The sequence below is a fragment of the Dongia sp. genome, from assembly GCF_041905885.1.
Classification (GTDB): Bacteria; Pseudomonadota; Alphaproteobacteria; order Dongiales; family Dongiaceae; genus Dongia.
This window is the reverse complement of sequence record NZ_JAYRKD010000003.1, coordinates 146,766-164,017: the sequence shown is the minus strand read 5'-3', so window position 1 is coordinate 164,017 and position 17,252 is coordinate 146,766. Positions and strand designations below refer to the sequence as shown.

Here is a 17,252-nt window from a genome sequence, read left to right as displayed (position 1 = left end):
GCGGCTGCATCACCCCCCTCCCCAACCCTCCCCCGGTCTCGGGGGAGGGGGTCTTTTTTGGGGAGCGGCCTGCGCTACCTGCGCTTCGCCCGCGCGTCCGCCAGCAGGCAGAGGATTTCGAACATCAGCGTGGCGCCGACCAGGGCGGTGTTGCCGCTGGGGTCGAAGGGGGGCGCCACTTCGACCACGTCGCCGCCGATCAGGTTGAGGCCTTGCAGGCCGCGGACCAGGTGCTGGGCTTCGAGTGTCGTCAGCCCGCCGATCTCCGGGGTGCCGGTGCCGGGCGTGAAGGCGGGGTCGATGCCGTCCACGTCGAAGCTGACATAGGTCGGGCCGTCGCCGACGACGCGGCGGGCCTCGGCGATGGTCTTCTCGACGCCGAGCTTCGAGAACTCCTCCATGTAGATCACGCGCATGCCGTTCTCGAGCGCGAAGGCGATGTCATCGGCGCTGTAGATCGAGCCGCGGATGCCGATCTGCACCGTGCGCTTCGGGTCGAGCAGCCCCTCCTCCACCGCGCGGCGGAACGGCGTGCCGTGGGTGTACATGTTGTCGCCGAAATAGCGGTCGTTGGTGTCGGAATGCGCGTCGAAATGCACCATGCCGACCGGCCGCTGCTTGGCGATGGCGCGGAAGATCGGCAGGGTGATCAGGTGGTCGCCGCCGGCCGAGAGCGGGATCGCGCCGGCAGCGTGGATCTTGGCGTAGAAGCCCTCGATCCGCTTCAGCGAATCCATGAGGTCGATGGGATTGACCGGCGCGTCGCCGCAATCGGCGATGCGCGCGAGCTCGTAGGGCGCGATGCGGCTGACATGGTGCACCTTGCGCATGAAGCTCGACATGTTGCGGATCTCGCGCGGCCCGTGCCGCGCGCCCGCGCGGTTGGTGGTGCCGCCGTCCCAGGGCACGCCGATGAGGGCGATATCGACCTCGGTCGGCTCGGTCACATAGGGCAGGCGCATGAAGGTCGGAATCGCGCCGAAGCGCGGCACGATCGCGGCGTCGACCGGCTGCGGGAAGTTGGGGGTGGTGCGGTCCATGGCAGGCGGCTCCTGGTGTTTGGGGGAGTTTAGACCGAGGGCTGGATTGCGTGGCGGGTTTTTGTTGGGGACAGCACAGCTGCATCCGCCTGCGCCAAGGCTTCGGCGGACAGGTCAACCACCCTCCTGGCCTCCCCCCAATCTTGGGGGAGGGACTCTTGAGAAGACGCTGTTCGACGTGACGGTCTGGGTGAGCCCCCTCCCCCAAGATTGGGGGAGGGTTGGGGAGGTGGTTGATGCGGCCTGAGGCGGTGCAGGATCATACTCGCTGCGGAGGCGAGACCGACTATCGCGCTTCAGCCTTTCGGCTTGGTGGCCAGCCAGATCGCCTCGCGCACGCCATCGATGTTCCGCAGCACGTCGTTGTTCCAGAACCGCATGACGCGATAGCCTTGCGATTCCAGCCAGCGCGTACGTCGCTCATTGCGCGCCTTGTCGATATTGTGCTGGCTTCGATGACGAGCTTTATGGTGAGGCAGGCGAAGTCGACGATGTAATTCCCGATCGAAGCTTGATGCCGGAACATGTGGCCGTGCATCTGGTGGCGGCGGAGTTTCGACCAGAGCAGGCGTTCGGCGTCGGTCATGTTGGCGCGGAGGCGCTTGGCGTTGCGCAGCGTGCGCGGGCGATTGCGCCAGTTTTGGCGGGTTGAGCGCGTTTTGCTCGGTGACAGCGCTGGATCATCCATCGGTCTTATCTCGGCAAAGTCTCAGGCTGCATCAACCACCTCCCTTACCTTCCCCCCGTCCGCGAAGGCGGACCTTCGTCCGCTGGCTTGGGGGAGGGGGCCCTTAACACAGGGCTCTAAACTATTCTGTCCAGCAGCTGCTTGAACGCGCCGTCATTGGCCGGCTGTTCGCGCATGGCTTCGGAGTTCATGACGTCTTCCAGGAGCGCGCTGGTCAGCAGGTGGTTGCGCCATTCGCCGTTGATCTTCAGGTAGCCCCTGGCCTCGCCGATCTCGCGGAAGCCGAATTTTTCCAGGAGATGCCGGCTGGGGCGATTCTCGGGGATGCAGGCGGCGTCGATGCGGTGCAGCCCCAGGCCCTGAAAGGCATGCGGCAGCAGCGCCCGCACCGCGTCGGTCATGTAGCCCTGGTTGGCGTATTCCTCGCCCATCCAGTAGCCGAGATTGGCGGCCTGCGCGACGCCGCGGCGGACGTTGTTGAGATTGACGCCGCCCAGCAGGCGGTCGTCGTTCTTGCGGAAGATGTGGAAGCCGTAGCCGAGGTCGAGCCGCCATTCCTGCAGGATGCGCGCGACGCGGTCGCGGAACACGGCGCGCTCCAGCGCATCCTCGCCCCAGGCCGGCTCCCAGGGCTCGAGGAAGCTGCGGCTGGATTCGCGCACGGCGATCCATTGCTTGTAGTCGGCGCGCGAGGGCGGGCGCAAATAGGTGCGCGCGCCGAGCAGCTTGAAGCGCGAGAGACCGTCGGAGCGGAAGAGCGGCAGCATCGCGGTCCCCTGCCCGCGCTCAGGCCAGGCGGCGCCGAACCGCGTCGAGGCTCGGCACCTGGCCGACCGGGCCGAGCGAGGCCAGGGTCGGCGTGGAGGCGAAAATACGCTTGGCGGCCCGCGCGACATCGAGTACGCCGACCGCCTCGATCTTGGCGACGACCTCCTCGGCCGGGATCGGGCGGTCGTAGAGCAGGAGCTGCGAGGCGAGCTGCTCGCAGCGGCTGCTGGTGCCTTCGCGCGACATCAGGGTGCCGGCCTTCAGCTGGGCGGCGGACCGCTTCACCTCCTCGTCGCTCAGGTTGTCGGCGACCTTCAGCACCTCGTCGCAGATGACCGGCATCATCTCGGCCGCTTCCTTCTCGCCGGTGCCGGCATAGATGCCGAACAGGCCGGCGTCGCTGTAGGAGCTGGAGAAGGTGTGGATGCTGTAAACCAGGCCGCGCTTCTCGCGCACTTCCTGGAACAGCCGCGAAGACATGCCGCCGCCGAGCAACTGCGACAGCACCGCCGCGGCATAGTAATCGGGATCGTGGTAGCTGACGCCGGAGAAGCCGAGCACGACGTTGACCTGCTCGAGGTCGCGTTCCTCGCGATGCTCGCCGCCCTTGTAGACGGCTTTCTCGCTGCCCGGCGCGGCACCTTTCGGCAGGCGATCGAGCAGGCGCCCGGCGAGCTCGACCAGCCGGTCATGGTCGATGTTGCCGGCGGCGGAGACGATCATCCGCTCCGGGCGATAGCGGCTTTCCAGGTAATGCGCCACCACGTCGCGCGGCAGGCTGCCGATGATCTCGGCGCGGCCGAGGGTCGGCCAGCCCATCGGCTGGTCGGGGAAGGCGACTTCCTGGAAATGGTCGAAGATGATGTCGTCCGGCGTGTCCTCGGCCTGGCCGATCTCCTGCAGCACCACCGCCCGCTCGCGCTCGAGCTCGGCCTCGTCATAGACCGAATGCTGCAGGATGTCGGCCAGCACATCGATCGCCAGCGGCATGTCGGCGCTCAGCATCTTGGCGTAATAGGCGGTCTGCTCGCGGCCGGTATAGGCGTTCAAGATTCCGCCGACGGATTCGATCTCCTGGGCGATCTCGAGCGCATTGCGACGCCTGGTGCCCTTGAAGGCCATGTGCTCCAGCAGATGCGCGACGCCGTTATGCTCCGCCGTCTCGTGCCGCGTGCCGACCCCGGCCCAGATGCCGAGCGACACGGTCTCGACCGAATCCATCCGGTCGGTCGCGACGCGCAGGCCGTTCGGCAGGGTGGTGATCTGCACGCTGTTGGGGCGATGCTTCTTCGCGACGTTCAATTCACATTGCTCCCACGCCGGTGGGCGAGGACATAGTCCTGGATCTTGCCGAGGTCCCTCGGCAGCACGTCGTAGCGTTCGCGGCGCGAAAGCAGGTTCGAGAGATGCGCGGGCAAGGCCGGGCGCACCCCGGTCGCCCTCTCCACCGCGTCGGGGAATTTGGCGGGATGCGCGGTCGCCAGCGCCACCACCGGCACGGACTTGTCTTTGCGCATCGCTTCCGCGGCGGCGACGCCGATCGCCGAATGCGGGTCGATCAGCATGCCGGTGCGCTTGTAGAGATCGGCCATCGCCTTGAGCGTGCCGGCATCGTCCAGCTTGTAGCCGGAGAAAAGTTTCTGCGTGGCGGTCCAGCCCGATTTCGGGGCCGCAAACTTGCCGGTCTTACGGAAGGCTGCCATCGCCTCGGCAAGCTTGGTGCCGTTGCGCTTGTAGAGATCGAACAGCAGGCGCTCCAGGTTGCTGGAGATCTGGATGTCCATCGAGGGACTGAGGCTCGGGACCACGTCCGTCACCTTCATGCTGCCGCTCTTGAAGAAGCGGGTGAGGATGTCGTTACGGTTGGAACCGACGATCAGCTGGCCGATGTCGAGGCCCATTTGCCTGGCGGCGTAGCCGGCGAAGACATTGCCGAAATTGCCGCTGGGCACCGAGAAGCTGATCTTGCGGTTGGGGGCGCCGAGCGCCACCGCCGCGGTCACGTAATAGACGATCTGGGCCATGACTCGAGCCCAGTTGATCGAGTTGACCGCCGACATCGAGATCTTGTCGCGGAAAGCATGGTCGTTGAAGCAGGCCTTCACGATGTCCTGGCAGTCGTCGAAGCTGCCGTCGATCGCGATGTTGAAGACATTGCCGGAATCGATCGTGGTCATCTGCCGGCGCTGGACTTCGGAGACGCGGCCCAGGGGATGCAGGATGAAGATGTCGATGGCGCGCCGGTCGCGGCAGGCTTCGAGCGCCGCCGAGCCGGTATCGCCCGAGGTGGCGCCGATGATGGTGACGCGCTTGCCCTGCTTCTTCAGCACATGGTCGTAGAGGCGGCCCACCAGCTGCAGGGCCAGGTCCTTGAAGGCGATGGTCGGCCCGTGGAACAGCTCCTCGATCCAGACCCCCTCGCCGACTTCGACCAGCGGGGTCACGGCTTGGTGGCGGAAGCCGGCATAAGTGTCGGCGACCATCGACTGGAAGGTCTTCTGCGGGATGGACCCCTTTGAACCCATTGGGCCGATGAACGGCGCCATCACGGCGGCCGCCACCTCGGCGTAAGGTTTGCCGGAGAAACCGGCGAGCGTCTTTGGCTTCAGGCTGGGCCAGGTTTCCGGAACGTAGAGCCCGCCGTCCCGGGCGAGGCCGGCCAGCAGGACCGCCTCGAAATCGAGCCGCGGCGCGGCGCCGCGGGTGCTGATGTAACGCAAAATCCACCTCCAAATGGGTGGCGGTACAGTAGTTTGGCGGGGGGTGGGAGGCAACCGCGTAGGCGCGGTTTTCGGCCCCAAAAGCCGGGCAGTCGGCCCTAGACCAGCCGGCTGGGCGGCAGCCAGAGGATGGCCGTGGTGCCCTCGCCGATACAGCTCTTCAAGGTGACGGTGCCGCCGTGCATCTCGGCCAGGCGGCGGGAGATGGCGAGGCCGAGGCCGGTCCCTTCCCGCTTGCGGCTGACATCACTGTCGCTGCCCTGGAAGAAGGGCTCGAAGGCGCGCTCGATCGTCTCCGGTGACATGCCGCGGCCGGTATCGGCGACGCTGATCGTGAGACCGTCGCCGTCGGCATGGGCCTTCAGCTCGACCCGGCCGCCGGCCGGCGTGAACTTGGCGGCGTTGGTCAGCAGGTTGAGCACGATCTGGGTCACCGCGCGCTGGTCGCCGTTGAAGCCGACCGCGCCCAGCGAGATATGCGTCGCGAAGGAAACCTGCCTGCCGTCGATCTCCTGGGAGACGAAGCGGGCGGCGGCGCCGAGCACCGCTGACACGTCGAAGACTTCCTCGATCAGCGGAAACTTGCCGGCCTCGATCTTCGACATGTCGAGGATGTCGTTGATCATCCGCAGCAGATGCCGGCCGGAGCCGGCGATGTCGGCGACGCATTCCTTCTGCCGGTCGTTCAAGTGGCCATAGGCCTCGCCGTTGAGGACGTCGGCGAAGCCGATCACCGCGTTCATCGGCGTGCGCAATTCGTGACTGACGGTGGCGAGGAAGCTGGTCTTGGCGCGGTTGGCGGCCTCGGCCTGCTTCATGGCCGCCTCGATCTCGCGGCGGCTTTCCTCGAGGTCGAGTTCGCGCTGCTTCTGGGCCGAGACGTCGATCAGCATGCCGCGGAGCTCCAGCGAGCCGTCCACCTTGCGATCGACGCGGAAGAGATCGCGCACCCAGATGACCCGGCCGTCGCCGGCGACGATCCGGTATTCCCATTCGTGGTCCTCGTCGGGGCGGAGCTCGGCGGCGGCGAGGCGCTTCATCCGCTCGCGGTCGTCGGGGTGGATGAACGTGATCCAGGCCCGCGGCTTCACCCACTCGGCCATGGGATGGCCGAAGGTCGCGACCGCGCGCTCGCCGACATAGGAGTAGTCGAGAAAATGCGGACCGTCCTTCGCGTAAGGGACGATGCGGCTGCCTTCCATCATCATCTTCAGGCGGCTCTCGCTCTCCAGGATCTCGTCCTGTTGGCGGTCGCCTTCCGAGCGGGCGATCGCGACCACGAGCAGGCCGATCAGCACCGCGGCCAGCATGCCGGCCAGCGCGATCCGCTCGCCGTCGAGCGAGAAATGGGGAAAGGGCATCACGCCGAAGCGCGCGGCGCCGACCAGCGCCACCGCCAGCAGCAGCGCCGAGAGGCTGGCGCCGCGGCGGCCATAGGAGATCGCGGCCCAGAAGGCGAGCGGCAGGCCGATCACCGCCAGGGTCGAGACGCCGACCGCCAGGTCCGGCGTCATCCAGCCGACCATGAAGAGCAGCCAGCAGGCCGAGCCCGCGAGCGCGGCGATCTCCATCCAGCGCGGGCCCCGTACCCGGGCCTGGGTCACCCATACGAGCGCCATCGGCACCGTCATCAGCACCGCGGTCGCATCGGCGGTGGCCCAGCCGAACCAGAGGGCCAGCGGGTGAATATCGGTGTGTGGCGCCACCACCAGCGTGCCGACAATGCCGGAAACCGCTGGAACCAGCACGACGCCGAACAGCACGAAGCGCTGCAGGTCGTCCTGGGTGCGGAACCGGGGATCGAAGAGGGCGAAGCGCGCCATCGCGGCATAGGCCAGCACCGCCTCGAGCACGTCGCCGGTCGCCGCGATCAAGGTACCTTCGGCGCCGCCGCGGGAGATCGCCTCCACCGCGAAGGCCAGGGTGATCGCGGCCGGCAAGGCGCGCCAGCCATAAAGCACAAGCGGCGCCAAAGCCACGGCGCCGCACCAGAACAGCCCCAAACCACCGTCATTCCAGGGGAGGAGGCTCGAAGCCACCAGGCGGCTGGCGAGCGCGCCGAACAAGGAGACCGCCGCGGCGTAGTAGAGCCGAACGCGGTTCTCCTCGGAACGGAAGTCGATAGCAAGCTTCGGCATCATCGCGTTGCGGCCTCGACCGCCACCATGCCAGCCGCGCGATGCGCGCGGCAAGCCGCTTTGCGTGCCGCCGTCGGAGTCTGTCACCATCCCCCTCACCCCTCACCGAATCATCGGCGTCGATGATTGAACGCTACGACTCTTCCCGTGATCGGCCCGTGACCGACGGCTAGCCTGTTGTTCAGTCGGGCAAATAACGCTGCTGCAGATGCGCCTTGAAGACCCCGACGTCGAGCGGGCGGCCAGTCGCCGCGGTCACGATTTCCCGGGTCGTCATGCTCGAGGCGCGCTCATGCACGTTGGGCCGGAGCCAGGCCATCAGGGCTGAGAAATCACCCCGCGCGATCGACGCCGGGATGTCGGGGTTTGCGGCGCAGGCCGCGGCATAGAGCTGCGCCGCGGTCATCGCGCCCAGGCTGTAGCAGGGGAAGTAGCCGACCGCGCCGTCGAACCAGTGGATGTCCTGCAGGCAGCCCTCGCGGTCGCTGGGCGGCTTGATCCCGAGCAAGGACTGCATGCCCTCGTTCCAGGCACCGGGGAGGTCGGCGACCTGCAGATCGCCCTTCACCAGGGCCTGCTCCAGGCGATAGCGCAGGATGACATGGGCCGGATAGGTGACCTCGTCGGCATCGACCCGGATGAAGCCGCGCTCGACCCGGCTGTAGAGCCGCTGCAGATTCTCCGGCGCGAAGGCCGCCTCGTTGCCGGGGAAGGCCTCGTTCAGCAGCGGCGAGAGGAAGGTGCAGAAGTCGAGGCTGCGCGAGGCCTGCATCTCGACCAGCAGCGACTGGCTCTCGTGCAGAGCCATGCCGCGCGACTGGCCGACCGGCTGCAGCCGCCATTGCGCGGGCAGGCCGCGCTCGTACATCGCATGGCCGGTCTCGTGGATGATGCCCATCAAGGCCGAGGTCACCTGGTCCTCGGAATAGCGGGTGGTGATGCGCACGTCGTCCGGCACGCCGCCGCAGAAGGGATGCAGGCTGGTGTCGAGCCGGCCGTGATCGAAGTCGAAGCCGATGGTCTTCATCACCCGCTCGCCCAGCGCCTTCTGCGCCGCGACCGGAAAGGGCCCCTTGGGCTCAACCGGCGGCTTGCCCTGCGCCTGGCGCTCAAGCACGGAACCCAGGAACTCCGGCAGGAAGGCGGCGTAATCGCCGAACACCGCGTCGATGTCGGCGGTGCGGCTGCCGGGCTCGTATTCGTCCATCAGCGCTTCATAGGGCGAGAGGCCGAGCTTCTCGGCTTTTGCCGAAGCGGCCTCGCGCACCAGGCGGATGATCGCTTCCAGATGCGGCTGCACCATGGCGAAATCGCCGGCCGGACGCGCCTGGCGCCAGACCGCCTCGCAGGCGGTCGAGGCCTTGCTCATCGCCTCGACGAGATCGGAGTTGAGCGCGGTCGCGTGGACATGGACCCGGCGCATCTCGTTGAGGTTGGCGCGCTGCCAGTCGTCCAGGCCCCGCTCCTCCTCGCCCGCGGCGGCCAGGAGCTCGCCGGTCTTGGGTTCGGTGAGAAGCTGGTGCGAAACCACGCCCAAGGCCGCGAGCTGCTCGGCGCGGGCGGAATGGCCGCCTTCCGGCATCATCGCCGACATGTCCCAATGCAGCATGCCGGCGGCGTCGCGGAGCGCCGACCAGCGGCGGAAGCGCTGCTCCAGGTTCTCGTAGGCGCCGACTGTATTTCCGGTCACCGACTGCCTCGCTCGCGTTCCAGTTTCAGGTGATAGACGACATACACGCCCGCCAGCGAAAGCGCCAGCAGCGCCCAGGTGACGGCGTATTGCAGGTGGTCGTTGGGGAGCTCGATCCGGGTCTGCCCGCCGAGCGGATAGTTACCGGGAATTTCCGTCTTCTCGGCATCGAGATAGAGATCGGTGCGGACGGCGACACCGGCCGCCGCCGCCATCTGCGCCGGATCGATATAGAACCAGACGTTCTTGGCGGGCTCGTTGTCCGGCTGGAAATAGGTCTTCACCTGCGGCAGCCGGATGAAGCCGTTGAGGGTCACGGTGCCGGCAAGCTGGCCCTGGGGACGGGTTTCCGGCCGTTTCTGGTTCTCCGGGACCCAGCCGCGCTCGATCAGCACGCTTTCACCGCTGTCCAGCTTCATCGGCGTCATGATCCAGTAGCCGACATTGCCGTTTTGCGAGCGGGCGGCGAGATAGAGCTCATGGGCGTGGTCGAAGCTGCCGGTGACGGTCACCCGGCGGAACTCCAGCGGCGCGAGATCGGTGCCGACCGGCGGCAGCGGGACCGGTTCGGCGGTGGTGCGCGCGACGCGCTCGGCGATCTCGCCTTCCTTCCAGTGCAGGCGCTGCACCTGCCAGACCGAGAGGCCGATCATGACCAGGATCGCCGGCACGGTAAACAACGTCGGCCAGAAGGTGGGGCGGAAGGGAAGACGCATGATACTGCCTAGATAATCAGAACGGGCGGGCGTTCAACGGCGGTCCTGGCCCGCGCGGTGATGGAGCTGGAGCGCCATCAACACCGATTTCGCCGGGCGCATCAGCAGGGCGCCGCCGCCCAGCGTGAGCGGGATCAGGATGACGACGAAGAGCCAGTAAGGCGGATCGAAGGTGAACTCGGCCCAGAAGGCGAAGCCCATCACGATCGCGCCCCAGATCAGGATCACGAAGGCGATCGGCCCGTCGCCGGTCTCTTCGGCGTGGTAGTCGAGGCCGCAATTGGAGCAGGAGGGAGCGGGTTTGAGGAAACCCGCCAGCAGCTTGCCTTGGCCGCAGCGCGGGCAGACGCCCGCCAGGCCGGAAGCGATCGGCGACCGGTAGCCGGCCATGAGTCCGGGCTACCGGTCGCCGCGCATGGTCAGCCCGCGAACGGGCCGGGGCCGCTGCCCCAGATGTAGACGAAGCTGAACAGGAACAGCCAGACCACGTCCACGAAATGCCAGTACCAGGCGGCCGCCTCGAAGCCGAAGTGATGATCCGGCTTGAAGTGCCCCCGGATCGCGCGCACCAGGCAGACGATCAGGAAGATGGTGCCGACGATCACATGGAAGCCGTGGAAGCCGGTCGCCATGAAGAAGGTCGAGGTGTAGATGCCGTCCTTGAAGCCCCAAGGCGCGTGCATGTACTCGTAGGCCTGGAACGAGGTGAACAGGATGCCGAGCACCACGGTCAGCGCCAGACCCTGAATGAGGCCGGCGCGGTCGTTGTGCTTCAGCGCGTGGTGCGCCCAGGTGACCGTGCAGCCCGAGGTCAGCAGGATCAGCGTGTTCAGGAGCGGGATCGCATAGGGATCCAGCGGCGTGATCGCGGTCGGGCCGGTCGGGGGCCAGACGCCGCCGGAGGCCTCGCGCGGGAAGATCGAGAAGTCGAAGAAGGCCCAGAAGAAGGCGGAGAAGAACATCACCTCGGAGGCGATGAACAGCGCCATGCCGTAGCGCAGGCCGATCTGCACGACGGGGCTGTGGTGGCCCTGGAACTCGCCCTCCTTAACCACGTCGCGCCACCAGAGATACATGGTGGCGGCGATCAGCAGCACGCCGGGGACGATGTTGCCGAGCCCGAACTTGTGCCCGAACACGGCGATATCGTGCATGTAGAGCACCATGCCGCCGGTGAACAGGCCGCCCGCCAGCGCGCCGACCACCGGCCAGGGGCTGGGATCGACCAGGTGGTAAGGATGGTTCGGCTTATGGGCTGCGTCGCTCATGGTCTCCACTCTCCCTTCGCGGCCGGTCCCCCTTGGACCCGGCCGGCAGATTCGCGCATTCAGTTCACGGCCGGCTTCGACGCCGGTTCGGCCGAACCGACCTTGGCCGGCGCGTCCTGCGCCGACGGCTGATCGGCCGCCTTGAAAAAGGTGTAGGACAAGGTCACGTCCGACATCCGGTTCAGCAGCTTGTCGTCCGCCAGCGCCGGGTCGAGATAGAAGGTCACCGGCATCTCGATCGACTCCCCCGGCTGCAGGGTCTGCTCGGTGAAGCAGAAGCACTCGATCTTCACGAAATACGGACCCCAGAGCTCCGGCGAGACGTTGAAGGTCGCGGTTCCGGTGATCGGCTTGTCCGAGAGATTCTTCGCCTCGAAGAAGGCGAGATAGGTCTCGCCGACCTTGGCCTCGATCTTGTTCTGCTTCGGGTAGAAGGCCCAGGGCATGCTCTGGTTGACGTCGCCGGTGAAGCTGACCGTCACCATGCGGTCGATCGCCTTGCCGCGCTGGCCCGCAACGTCGGCACGGATCGGCGTGCCTTCAAAGCCGGTGCGCTCGCAGAAGATGCGATAGAGCGGCACGGCGGCGAAAGTCAGCCCCACCATGAAGGCGATCACGGCAACCAGGCCCATCACGACGTTGAGATTGCGGCGCGCCTGCCTGGTCATCTCAGCCGCCCTTCATCTTCACGATGGTGACGACATAGACCAGCACGACGAAGGCGGCCAGGGCCGCCAGCAGCGCCCAGTTGCGCTGGCGCAGGCGCTTCTGCTTTTCGGTCAATTGCGCGCTCATCGCACCAGCTCCAGCAGGCCGGGCGCGCGATCGATGCACAGCACGGCGAAATGCGCGAAGAGATAGATGAGCGAGAAGCCGAACATGCGCTTGGCGTAACGGAGATCGTCGCTCTTCAGCACCCGGATCGCATGGCCGACGAAGCCGAGGTTGAGCGCGACCGAAACCGCGCCATAGACCCAGCCGGCGACGCCGAAAGTGACCGGCAGCAGGGTCAGCGGGCAGAGGATCAAGGTGTAGACCAGCATCTGCAGCTTGGTGGAGCGCTGGCCGGCCACCACCGGCATCATCGGCACGCCGGCCTTGGCATAATCCCCCTCACGGTAGAGCGAGAGCGCCCAGAAATGCGGTGGCGTCCACATGAAGATGATCAGGAACAGCCCGATCGATGCGAGGCTGACGTCGCCGGTCACGGCGGCCCAGCCGATCATCGGCGGGAAGGCGCCGGCGGCGCCGCCGATCACGATGTTCTGCGGCGTCGAACGCTTCAGCCAGATCGTATAGACCACGACATAAAAGAAGATGGTGAAGGCCAGCAGCGCCGCCGCGGTGGTGTTGACCGCGATGTCCATCAGCATGACCGAGAACAGCGACAGCACCAGGCCGAAGGTCAGCGCCTGTTCCGGCGTCACCACGCCGCGCGGGATCGGGCGGCCGCGGGTCCGCGACATGACGGCGTCGATGTCGCGGTCGTACCACATGTTGATCGCACCGGAAGCGCCGGCGGCGACCGCGATGCAGAGGACCGCCACCGCGGCAATCACCGGATGGATATGGCCCGGCGCCACATAGAGGCCGGCGAAACCGGAGAACACCACCAGCGACATCACGCGCGGCTTCAGGAGCGCGATGAAGTCGCCGACCGACGCGCCCTCACCCACCGCAGTTGCGGTGGCTGCTTCGTTCGCGATGCCAATCTGCTGTTCGGCCATGTCCAGTCAGTTCATCCCGACAATCCGGCGGCGGGCCACCCTCAATTGGAAAGGGGCCCGCCGCCGATCGTCGTCAGTGGTGACCTTCAGCCGGCTTGATCACCGGCAGGTCTTCGAAAGTGTGGAACGGCGGCGGCGAGGACACCGTCCATTCCAGGGTCGTGGCGCCCTCGCCCCACTGGTTCGCACCAACCTTGCGGCCGGCGAACACGGTGTAGAGCGCCATTGCCACGAAGAAGAGCGTCGAGGCGAAGGAGATGAAGGCGCCGATCGAGGAAATCTCGTTCCAGGTCGAGAAGGCGTCCGGATAGTCCGGATAGCGCCGCGGCATGCCCGCGAGGCCGAGGAAATGCTGCGGGAAGAAGGTCAGGTTCACGCCGATGAAGGTGGTCCAGAAGTGGAGCTTGCCCGCCCATTCCGGGTGCTCGCGGCCCGACATCTTGCCGATCCAGTAGTAGTAGCCGGCGAAGATCGAGAACACGGCGCCCAGGCTGAGCACGTAGTGGAAGTGCGCGACGACGTAATAGGTGTCGTGCAGCGCCACATCGACGCCGGCATTGGCCAGGACCACGCCGGTGACGCCACCGACCGTGAACAGGAAGATGAAGCCGAGGGCCCACATCATCGGCACGCGGAAGGTGATCGAGCCGCCCCACATCGTCGCGATCCAGGAGAAGATCTTGATGCCGGTCGGCACCGCGATGACCATGGTCGCCGCGGTGAAGTAGGCGCGGGTGTCGACGTCGAGGCCGGCCATGTACATGTGGTGGGCCCAGACGACGAAGCCGACGAAACCGATCGCGACCATCGCGTAGGCCATCCCGAGATAGCCGAACACCGGCTTCTTCGAGAAGGTCGAGATGATCTGGCTGATCATGCCGAAGCCCGGGAGAATGAGAATGTAGACTTCCGGATGGCCGAAGAACCAGAACAGGTGCTGGAACAGGATCGGGTCGCCGCCGCCGGCGGGATCGAAGAAATGGCTGCCGAAGTTGCGGTCGGTCAGCAGCATGGTGATCGCGCCGCCGAAAACGGGGAGCGAGAGCAGCAGCAGGAAGGCGGTGACCAGCACCGACCAGACGAACAGCGGCATCCGGTGCAGGGTCATGCCCGGGGCGCGCATGTTGAAGATGGTGGTGATGAAGTTGATGGCGCCCAGGATCGACGAGGCGCCCGCCAAGTGCATTGAGAAGATCGCCATGTCCACGGCGATGCCCTGTTGCGTGGCCAGCGGCGGATAGAGCGTCCAGCCGGTGCCGGCGCCGCCGTCCACGAAGGCCGAGCCGATCAGCAGGGCGAAGGACGGAATCAGCAGCCAGAAGCTGATGTTGTTCATGCGCGGGAAGGCCATGTCCGGCGCGCCGATCATCAGCGGCACGAACCAGTTGCCGAAGCCGCCGATCATCGCCGGCATGACCGTGAAGAAGATCATGATCAGCGCGTGGGCGGTGATCACCACGTTCCAGTACTGCTGGTCCGGGGCGGCGTCGCCGCCGAACATCGGCAGATCGATGCCCGGGCTCATCAGCTCGGCGCGCATGAAGATCGAGAACAAGCCGCCGATGCAGCCCGCCACCACCGCGAAGATAAGGTACATCGTGCCGATGTCCTTATGGTTCGTCGAATAGAGGTAGCGGATGATCCCGGTCGGGTGATGGCCGTGATCGTGGCTGTCGTGGGCGTGCGAAGTGGAGACGGGGCTCATGGCAGGGTGTCCCTCAAACTACCGGCGGATCAATTCGCCGTTTGAACTTGGGTGGCGGAAGCGAGCGCGCTCGATCCGTCGGTGCTGGTGGGCGCGGCCGAAGCGGCGGGCGCATCCAGCTTGTCGAACTTGCCCTGGGCTTCCTTGACCCAGGCGTCGAACTCTTCCGGCGTCACGGCGCGGACCTTGATCGGCATGTAGGCATGCTGGACGCCGCAGAGCTCGGAGCACTGGCCGTAGTAGATGCCGGGCTTCTCGATGTTGAACCAGCTCTCGTTCACCCGGCCCGGCGTCGCGTCGTGCTTCACGCCGAAGCTCGGGATGGTCCAGGAGTGGATCACGTCTTCCGAGGTGATCTGGATCCGGATGTTCTTGCCGACCGGCAGCACGACTTCCTCGTCGGTGTCGAGCAGGCGGATGACGTTCTTCTCCTTGGCGACCGCGTCCTCGGCGGTGACCATGCGGGCGTCGAAGGTGAAGTTGCCGTTGTCCGGATAGACATAGGACCAGTACCACTGGTGGCCGATCGCCTTGATGGTCATGTCCGGCTTCGGGATCTCGAGCTGGTTATAGAGCAGGCGGAAGGACGGGATCGCGATCAGCACCAGGATCAGCACCGGGATGCCGGTCCAGGCGATCTCCAGCATGGTGTTGTGGGTGACCTTGGACGGGACCGGGTTCCGCTTGGCGTTGAAGCGGTACATCACATAGAGCAGCAGCAGCATGACGAAGATGGCGATCACGAAGATGATCGGCGTCAGGATCGCGTTGTGGATCCAGTCCAGCTCCTCGGCCAAGGCGGTCACGGGCGGCTGCAGGCCGAGCTGATCGGGCTTCGGCTCGCCGATCACCTCTTGGGCAAACGCGGCCCCGCCCCCACATGTGACTCCGAGCACCCAGGCAGCTTGTGCAAGAAGACGCTTCAACGACATATCGAACCACCCCGTCCTGTCGGCGCTCGCAAGGCCCCCTAAGACCCGTCCCGCCGACGTGTGCGAAAGGCCGGAAACGGACCGATCAGCCCTTCCGGCGAAAGAATTTGCTCTCATTCCAAGGCTTTGACGGGCAGCCGCAGGCTTGCGTCCGACCCCCATCGAAAGCGAGCCGACCCTACATGGGCGATCTCGATAACTCAAGCATTTCGGGGCCTTGCACGCCTTAAGGCGGAGGGCTTTGCTCCCGGTCAATCCGATTCTGCGACGATCCGTCGCAATAAAGGTAAACGCCCACCGTAAACGCGGTTGGTGAGCGCGCCGGATGACTTATATTGCTCCAAGAGTACCGCGTTTTCCGGAGGATCCATGTCGAATCTGATCGAGGCCGACCGGCTGTTTTTCGAGCGCGCCGGGCTGGACCGCAGCCGAATCGAGCGCACGGTCGCCGATTCGCTGTCGGGGGCCGATGACGGCGAGCTCTATCTGGAATACGCCCAGTCCGAGGCCCTCTCCTACGACGACGGCCGGTTGAAGAGCGCCAGCTTCGACACCACGCAAGGCTTCGGGCTGCGCGCGGTGAGCGGTGAAACCCACGGCTATGCCCATGCCAGCGAGCTCTCCGAGGCCGCGATCAAGCGCGCCGCGGAGACGGTGAAGGCGGTCCATGCCGGGCGCGGCGGCAAGCTCGACCTGGCGCCGAACGGCACCAACCGGCAGCTCTACGCGCCGGACAATCCGATTTCCCTGGTGCCGTTCGAGACCAAGGTGAAGGTCTTGCAGGAGATCGACGCCTATGCCCGGGCCAAGGATCCGCGGGTGAAGCAGGTCATGGCCTCGGTCGCCGCCTCCTGGCAGGCGATCGAGATCCTGCGCGGCGACGGCGCCCGCACCGCCGATATCCGCCCGCTGGTCCGCCTCAACGTCTCCATCATGGTCGAAGCCGACGGCAAGATGGAGACCGGCAGCCATGGTTCCGGCGGCCGGATCGGCTACGAGACGCTGATCGAGCCCGAGCATTGGAAGGCGAGCGTGGACGAGGCCCTGCGCCAGGCCCTGGTGAACCTCGACTCGGTGCCCGCCCCCGCCGGCGAGATGCAGGTCGTGCTGGGTCCCGGGTGGCCCGGCATCCTGCTGCACGAGGCAATCGGCCACGGTCTCGAGGGCGACTTCAACCGCAAGAAGACCTCGGCGTTTGCGGGCCTGATGGGCCAGCGCGTCGCCGCGAAGGGTGTGACCGTCGTGGACGACGGCACGCTGGGGCAGCGCCGGGGCTCGCTCACCATCGACGACGAAGGCACGCCGACCCAGTGCACCACCATGATCGAGGACGGCATCCTGGTCGGTTATATCCAGGACCGTCAGAACGCCCGGCTGATGGGCATGAAGCCGACCGGCAACGGCCGGCGCCAGAGCTTCGCGCATCATCCGATGCCGCGCATGACCAACACGATCATGATGAATGGGCCGCACGACCCGAAGGAGATCATCACTTCGGTGAAGAAGGGCCTCTACGCCGTCAACTTCGGCGGCGGCCAGGTCGACATCACCTCTGGCAAGTTCGTGTTCTCCGCGGCTGAGGCGTACCTGATCGAGGACGGCAAGATCGGTCCGGCGGTCAAGGGCGCGACCCTGATCGGCAACGGGCCGGACGTGCTGACCAAGGTCGATATGATCGGCAACGACATGATGCTCGATCCCGGCATCGGCACCTGCGGCAAGGACGGCCAGGGTGTCCCGGTCGGCGTCGGCCAGCCAACCCTGCTGATCGGCGGCCTGACGGTCGGCGGCACCGGCGCGTAACGACCGCGGCGAAGCTAGGCAACCGGCGGTGCGCCTGATAGCGTGCCGCCGTTGTCA

The 17,252-nt window shown here is 66.2% G+C and carries 15 protein-coding genes and 1 pseudogene; 1 reads left to right on the top strand and 15 read right to left on the bottom strand.

Going from position 1 to position 17,252, the window contains the following annotated elements; translation table 11 throughout:
- Positions 1–74: 74 nt before the first annotated feature.
- The 15 genes and pseudogenes from speB to coxB form a co-directional block, all read right to left on the bottom strand.
- Positions 75–1,040: an agmatinase gene (speB, locus tag ACH2CY_RS04110; RefSeq protein ID WP_395016235.1), complete on the bottom strand. Its 966-nt coding sequence runs from the start codon at positions 1,038–1,040 to the stop codon at positions 75–77.
- Positions 1,041–1,336: 296 nt separating this feature from the next.
- Positions 1,337–1,626 (bottom strand): annotated as a pseudogene (locus tag ACH2CY_RS04105) (endonuclease domain-containing protein).
- 218 nt (positions 1,627–1,844) lie between these two features.
- Positions 1,845–2,495, bottom strand: coding sequence for a GNAT family N-acetyltransferase (locus tag ACH2CY_RS04100; protein ID WP_395016233.1), 651 nt, complete (start codon positions 2,493–2,495; stop codon positions 1,845–1,847).
- 19 nt (positions 2,496–2,514) lie between these two features.
- The gene (locus ACH2CY_RS04095; RefSeq protein ID WP_395016231.1) at positions 2,515–3,798 is read right to left on the bottom strand and encodes a M16 family metallopeptidase; all 1,284 of its coding nucleotides are present in this window, start codon (positions 3,796–3,798) and stop codon (positions 2,515–2,517) included.
- Entirely contained in the window at positions 3,795–5,216 is a 1,422-nt protein-coding gene (gene thrC, locus ACH2CY_RS04090; RefSeq protein WP_395016229.1) for a threonine synthase, read from the bottom strand. Before thrC ends, ACH2CY_RS04095 begins: the two co-directional genes overlap by 4 nt.
- Positions 5,217–5,314: 98 nt before the next feature.
- Complete coding sequence (locus tag ACH2CY_RS04085) at positions 5,315–7,444, bottom strand: ATP-binding protein (RefSeq protein WP_395016227.1); 2,130 nt, start codon at positions 7,442–7,444, stop codon at positions 5,315–5,317.
- A gap of 91 nt (positions 7,445–7,535) precedes the next feature.
- Complete coding sequence (locus tag ACH2CY_RS04080) at positions 7,536–9,044, bottom strand: carboxypeptidase M32 (protein ID WP_395016224.1); 1,509 nt, start codon at positions 9,042–9,044, stop codon at positions 7,536–7,538.
- Positions 9,041–9,760, bottom strand: coding sequence for an SURF1 family protein (locus tag ACH2CY_RS04075; protein WP_395016221.1), 720 nt, complete (start codon positions 9,758–9,760; stop codon positions 9,041–9,043). The genes ACH2CY_RS04080 and ACH2CY_RS04075 overlap by 4 nt, the downstream gene beginning before the upstream one ends.
- Before the next feature lie 33 nt (positions 9,761–9,793).
- On the bottom strand, positions 9,794–10,150 hold the full coding sequence (locus tag ACH2CY_RS04070) for a DUF983 domain-containing protein (RefSeq protein ID WP_395016219.1): 357 nt from the start codon (positions 10,148–10,150) through the stop codon (positions 9,794–9,796).
- Positions 10,151–10,179: 29 nt separating this feature from the next.
- Complete coding sequence (locus ACH2CY_RS04065; RefSeq protein ID WP_395016217.1) at positions 10,180–11,028, bottom strand: cytochrome c oxidase subunit 3; 849 nt, start codon at positions 11,026–11,028, stop codon at positions 10,180–10,182.
- 59 nt (positions 11,029–11,087) lie between these two features.
- A complete protein-coding gene (locus ACH2CY_RS04060; protein WP_395016215.1) occupies positions 11,088–11,696 on the bottom strand; it encodes a cytochrome c oxidase assembly protein in 609 nt (202 codons plus the stop codon).
- Position 11,697: 1 nt separating this feature from the next.
- Positions 11,698–11,823 carry a hypothetical protein gene (locus ACH2CY_RS04055; protein WP_395016212.1) on the bottom strand — a complete coding sequence of 42 codons (126 nt, stop codon included), beginning with the start codon at positions 11,821–11,823 and terminating at the stop codon, positions 11,698–11,700.
- Entirely contained in the window at positions 11,820–12,755 is a 936-nt protein-coding gene (gene cyoE / locus ACH2CY_RS04050) for a heme o synthase (protein WP_395016210.1), read from the bottom strand. The genes ACH2CY_RS04055 and cyoE overlap by 4 nt, the downstream gene beginning before the upstream one ends.
- Before the next feature lie 73 nt (positions 12,756–12,828).
- A complete protein-coding gene (ctaD, locus tag ACH2CY_RS04045; protein ID WP_395016209.1) occupies positions 12,829–14,460 on the bottom strand; it encodes a cytochrome c oxidase subunit I in 1,632 nt (543 codons plus the stop codon).
- Between the two features lie 29 nt (positions 14,461–14,489).
- A complete protein-coding gene (coxB, locus tag ACH2CY_RS04040; protein ID WP_395016206.1) occupies positions 14,490–15,392 on the bottom strand; it encodes a cytochrome c oxidase subunit II in 903 nt (300 codons plus the stop codon).
- Positions 15,393–15,761: 369 nt separating this feature from the next.
- Here coxB and tldD point away from each other — a divergent pair, with 369 nt between their 5' ends.
- Entirely contained in the window at positions 15,762–17,195 is a 1,434-nt protein-coding gene (gene tldD, locus ACH2CY_RS04035) for a metalloprotease TldD (protein WP_395016204.1), read from the top strand.
- Positions 17,196–17,252 lie beyond the last annotated feature (57 nt).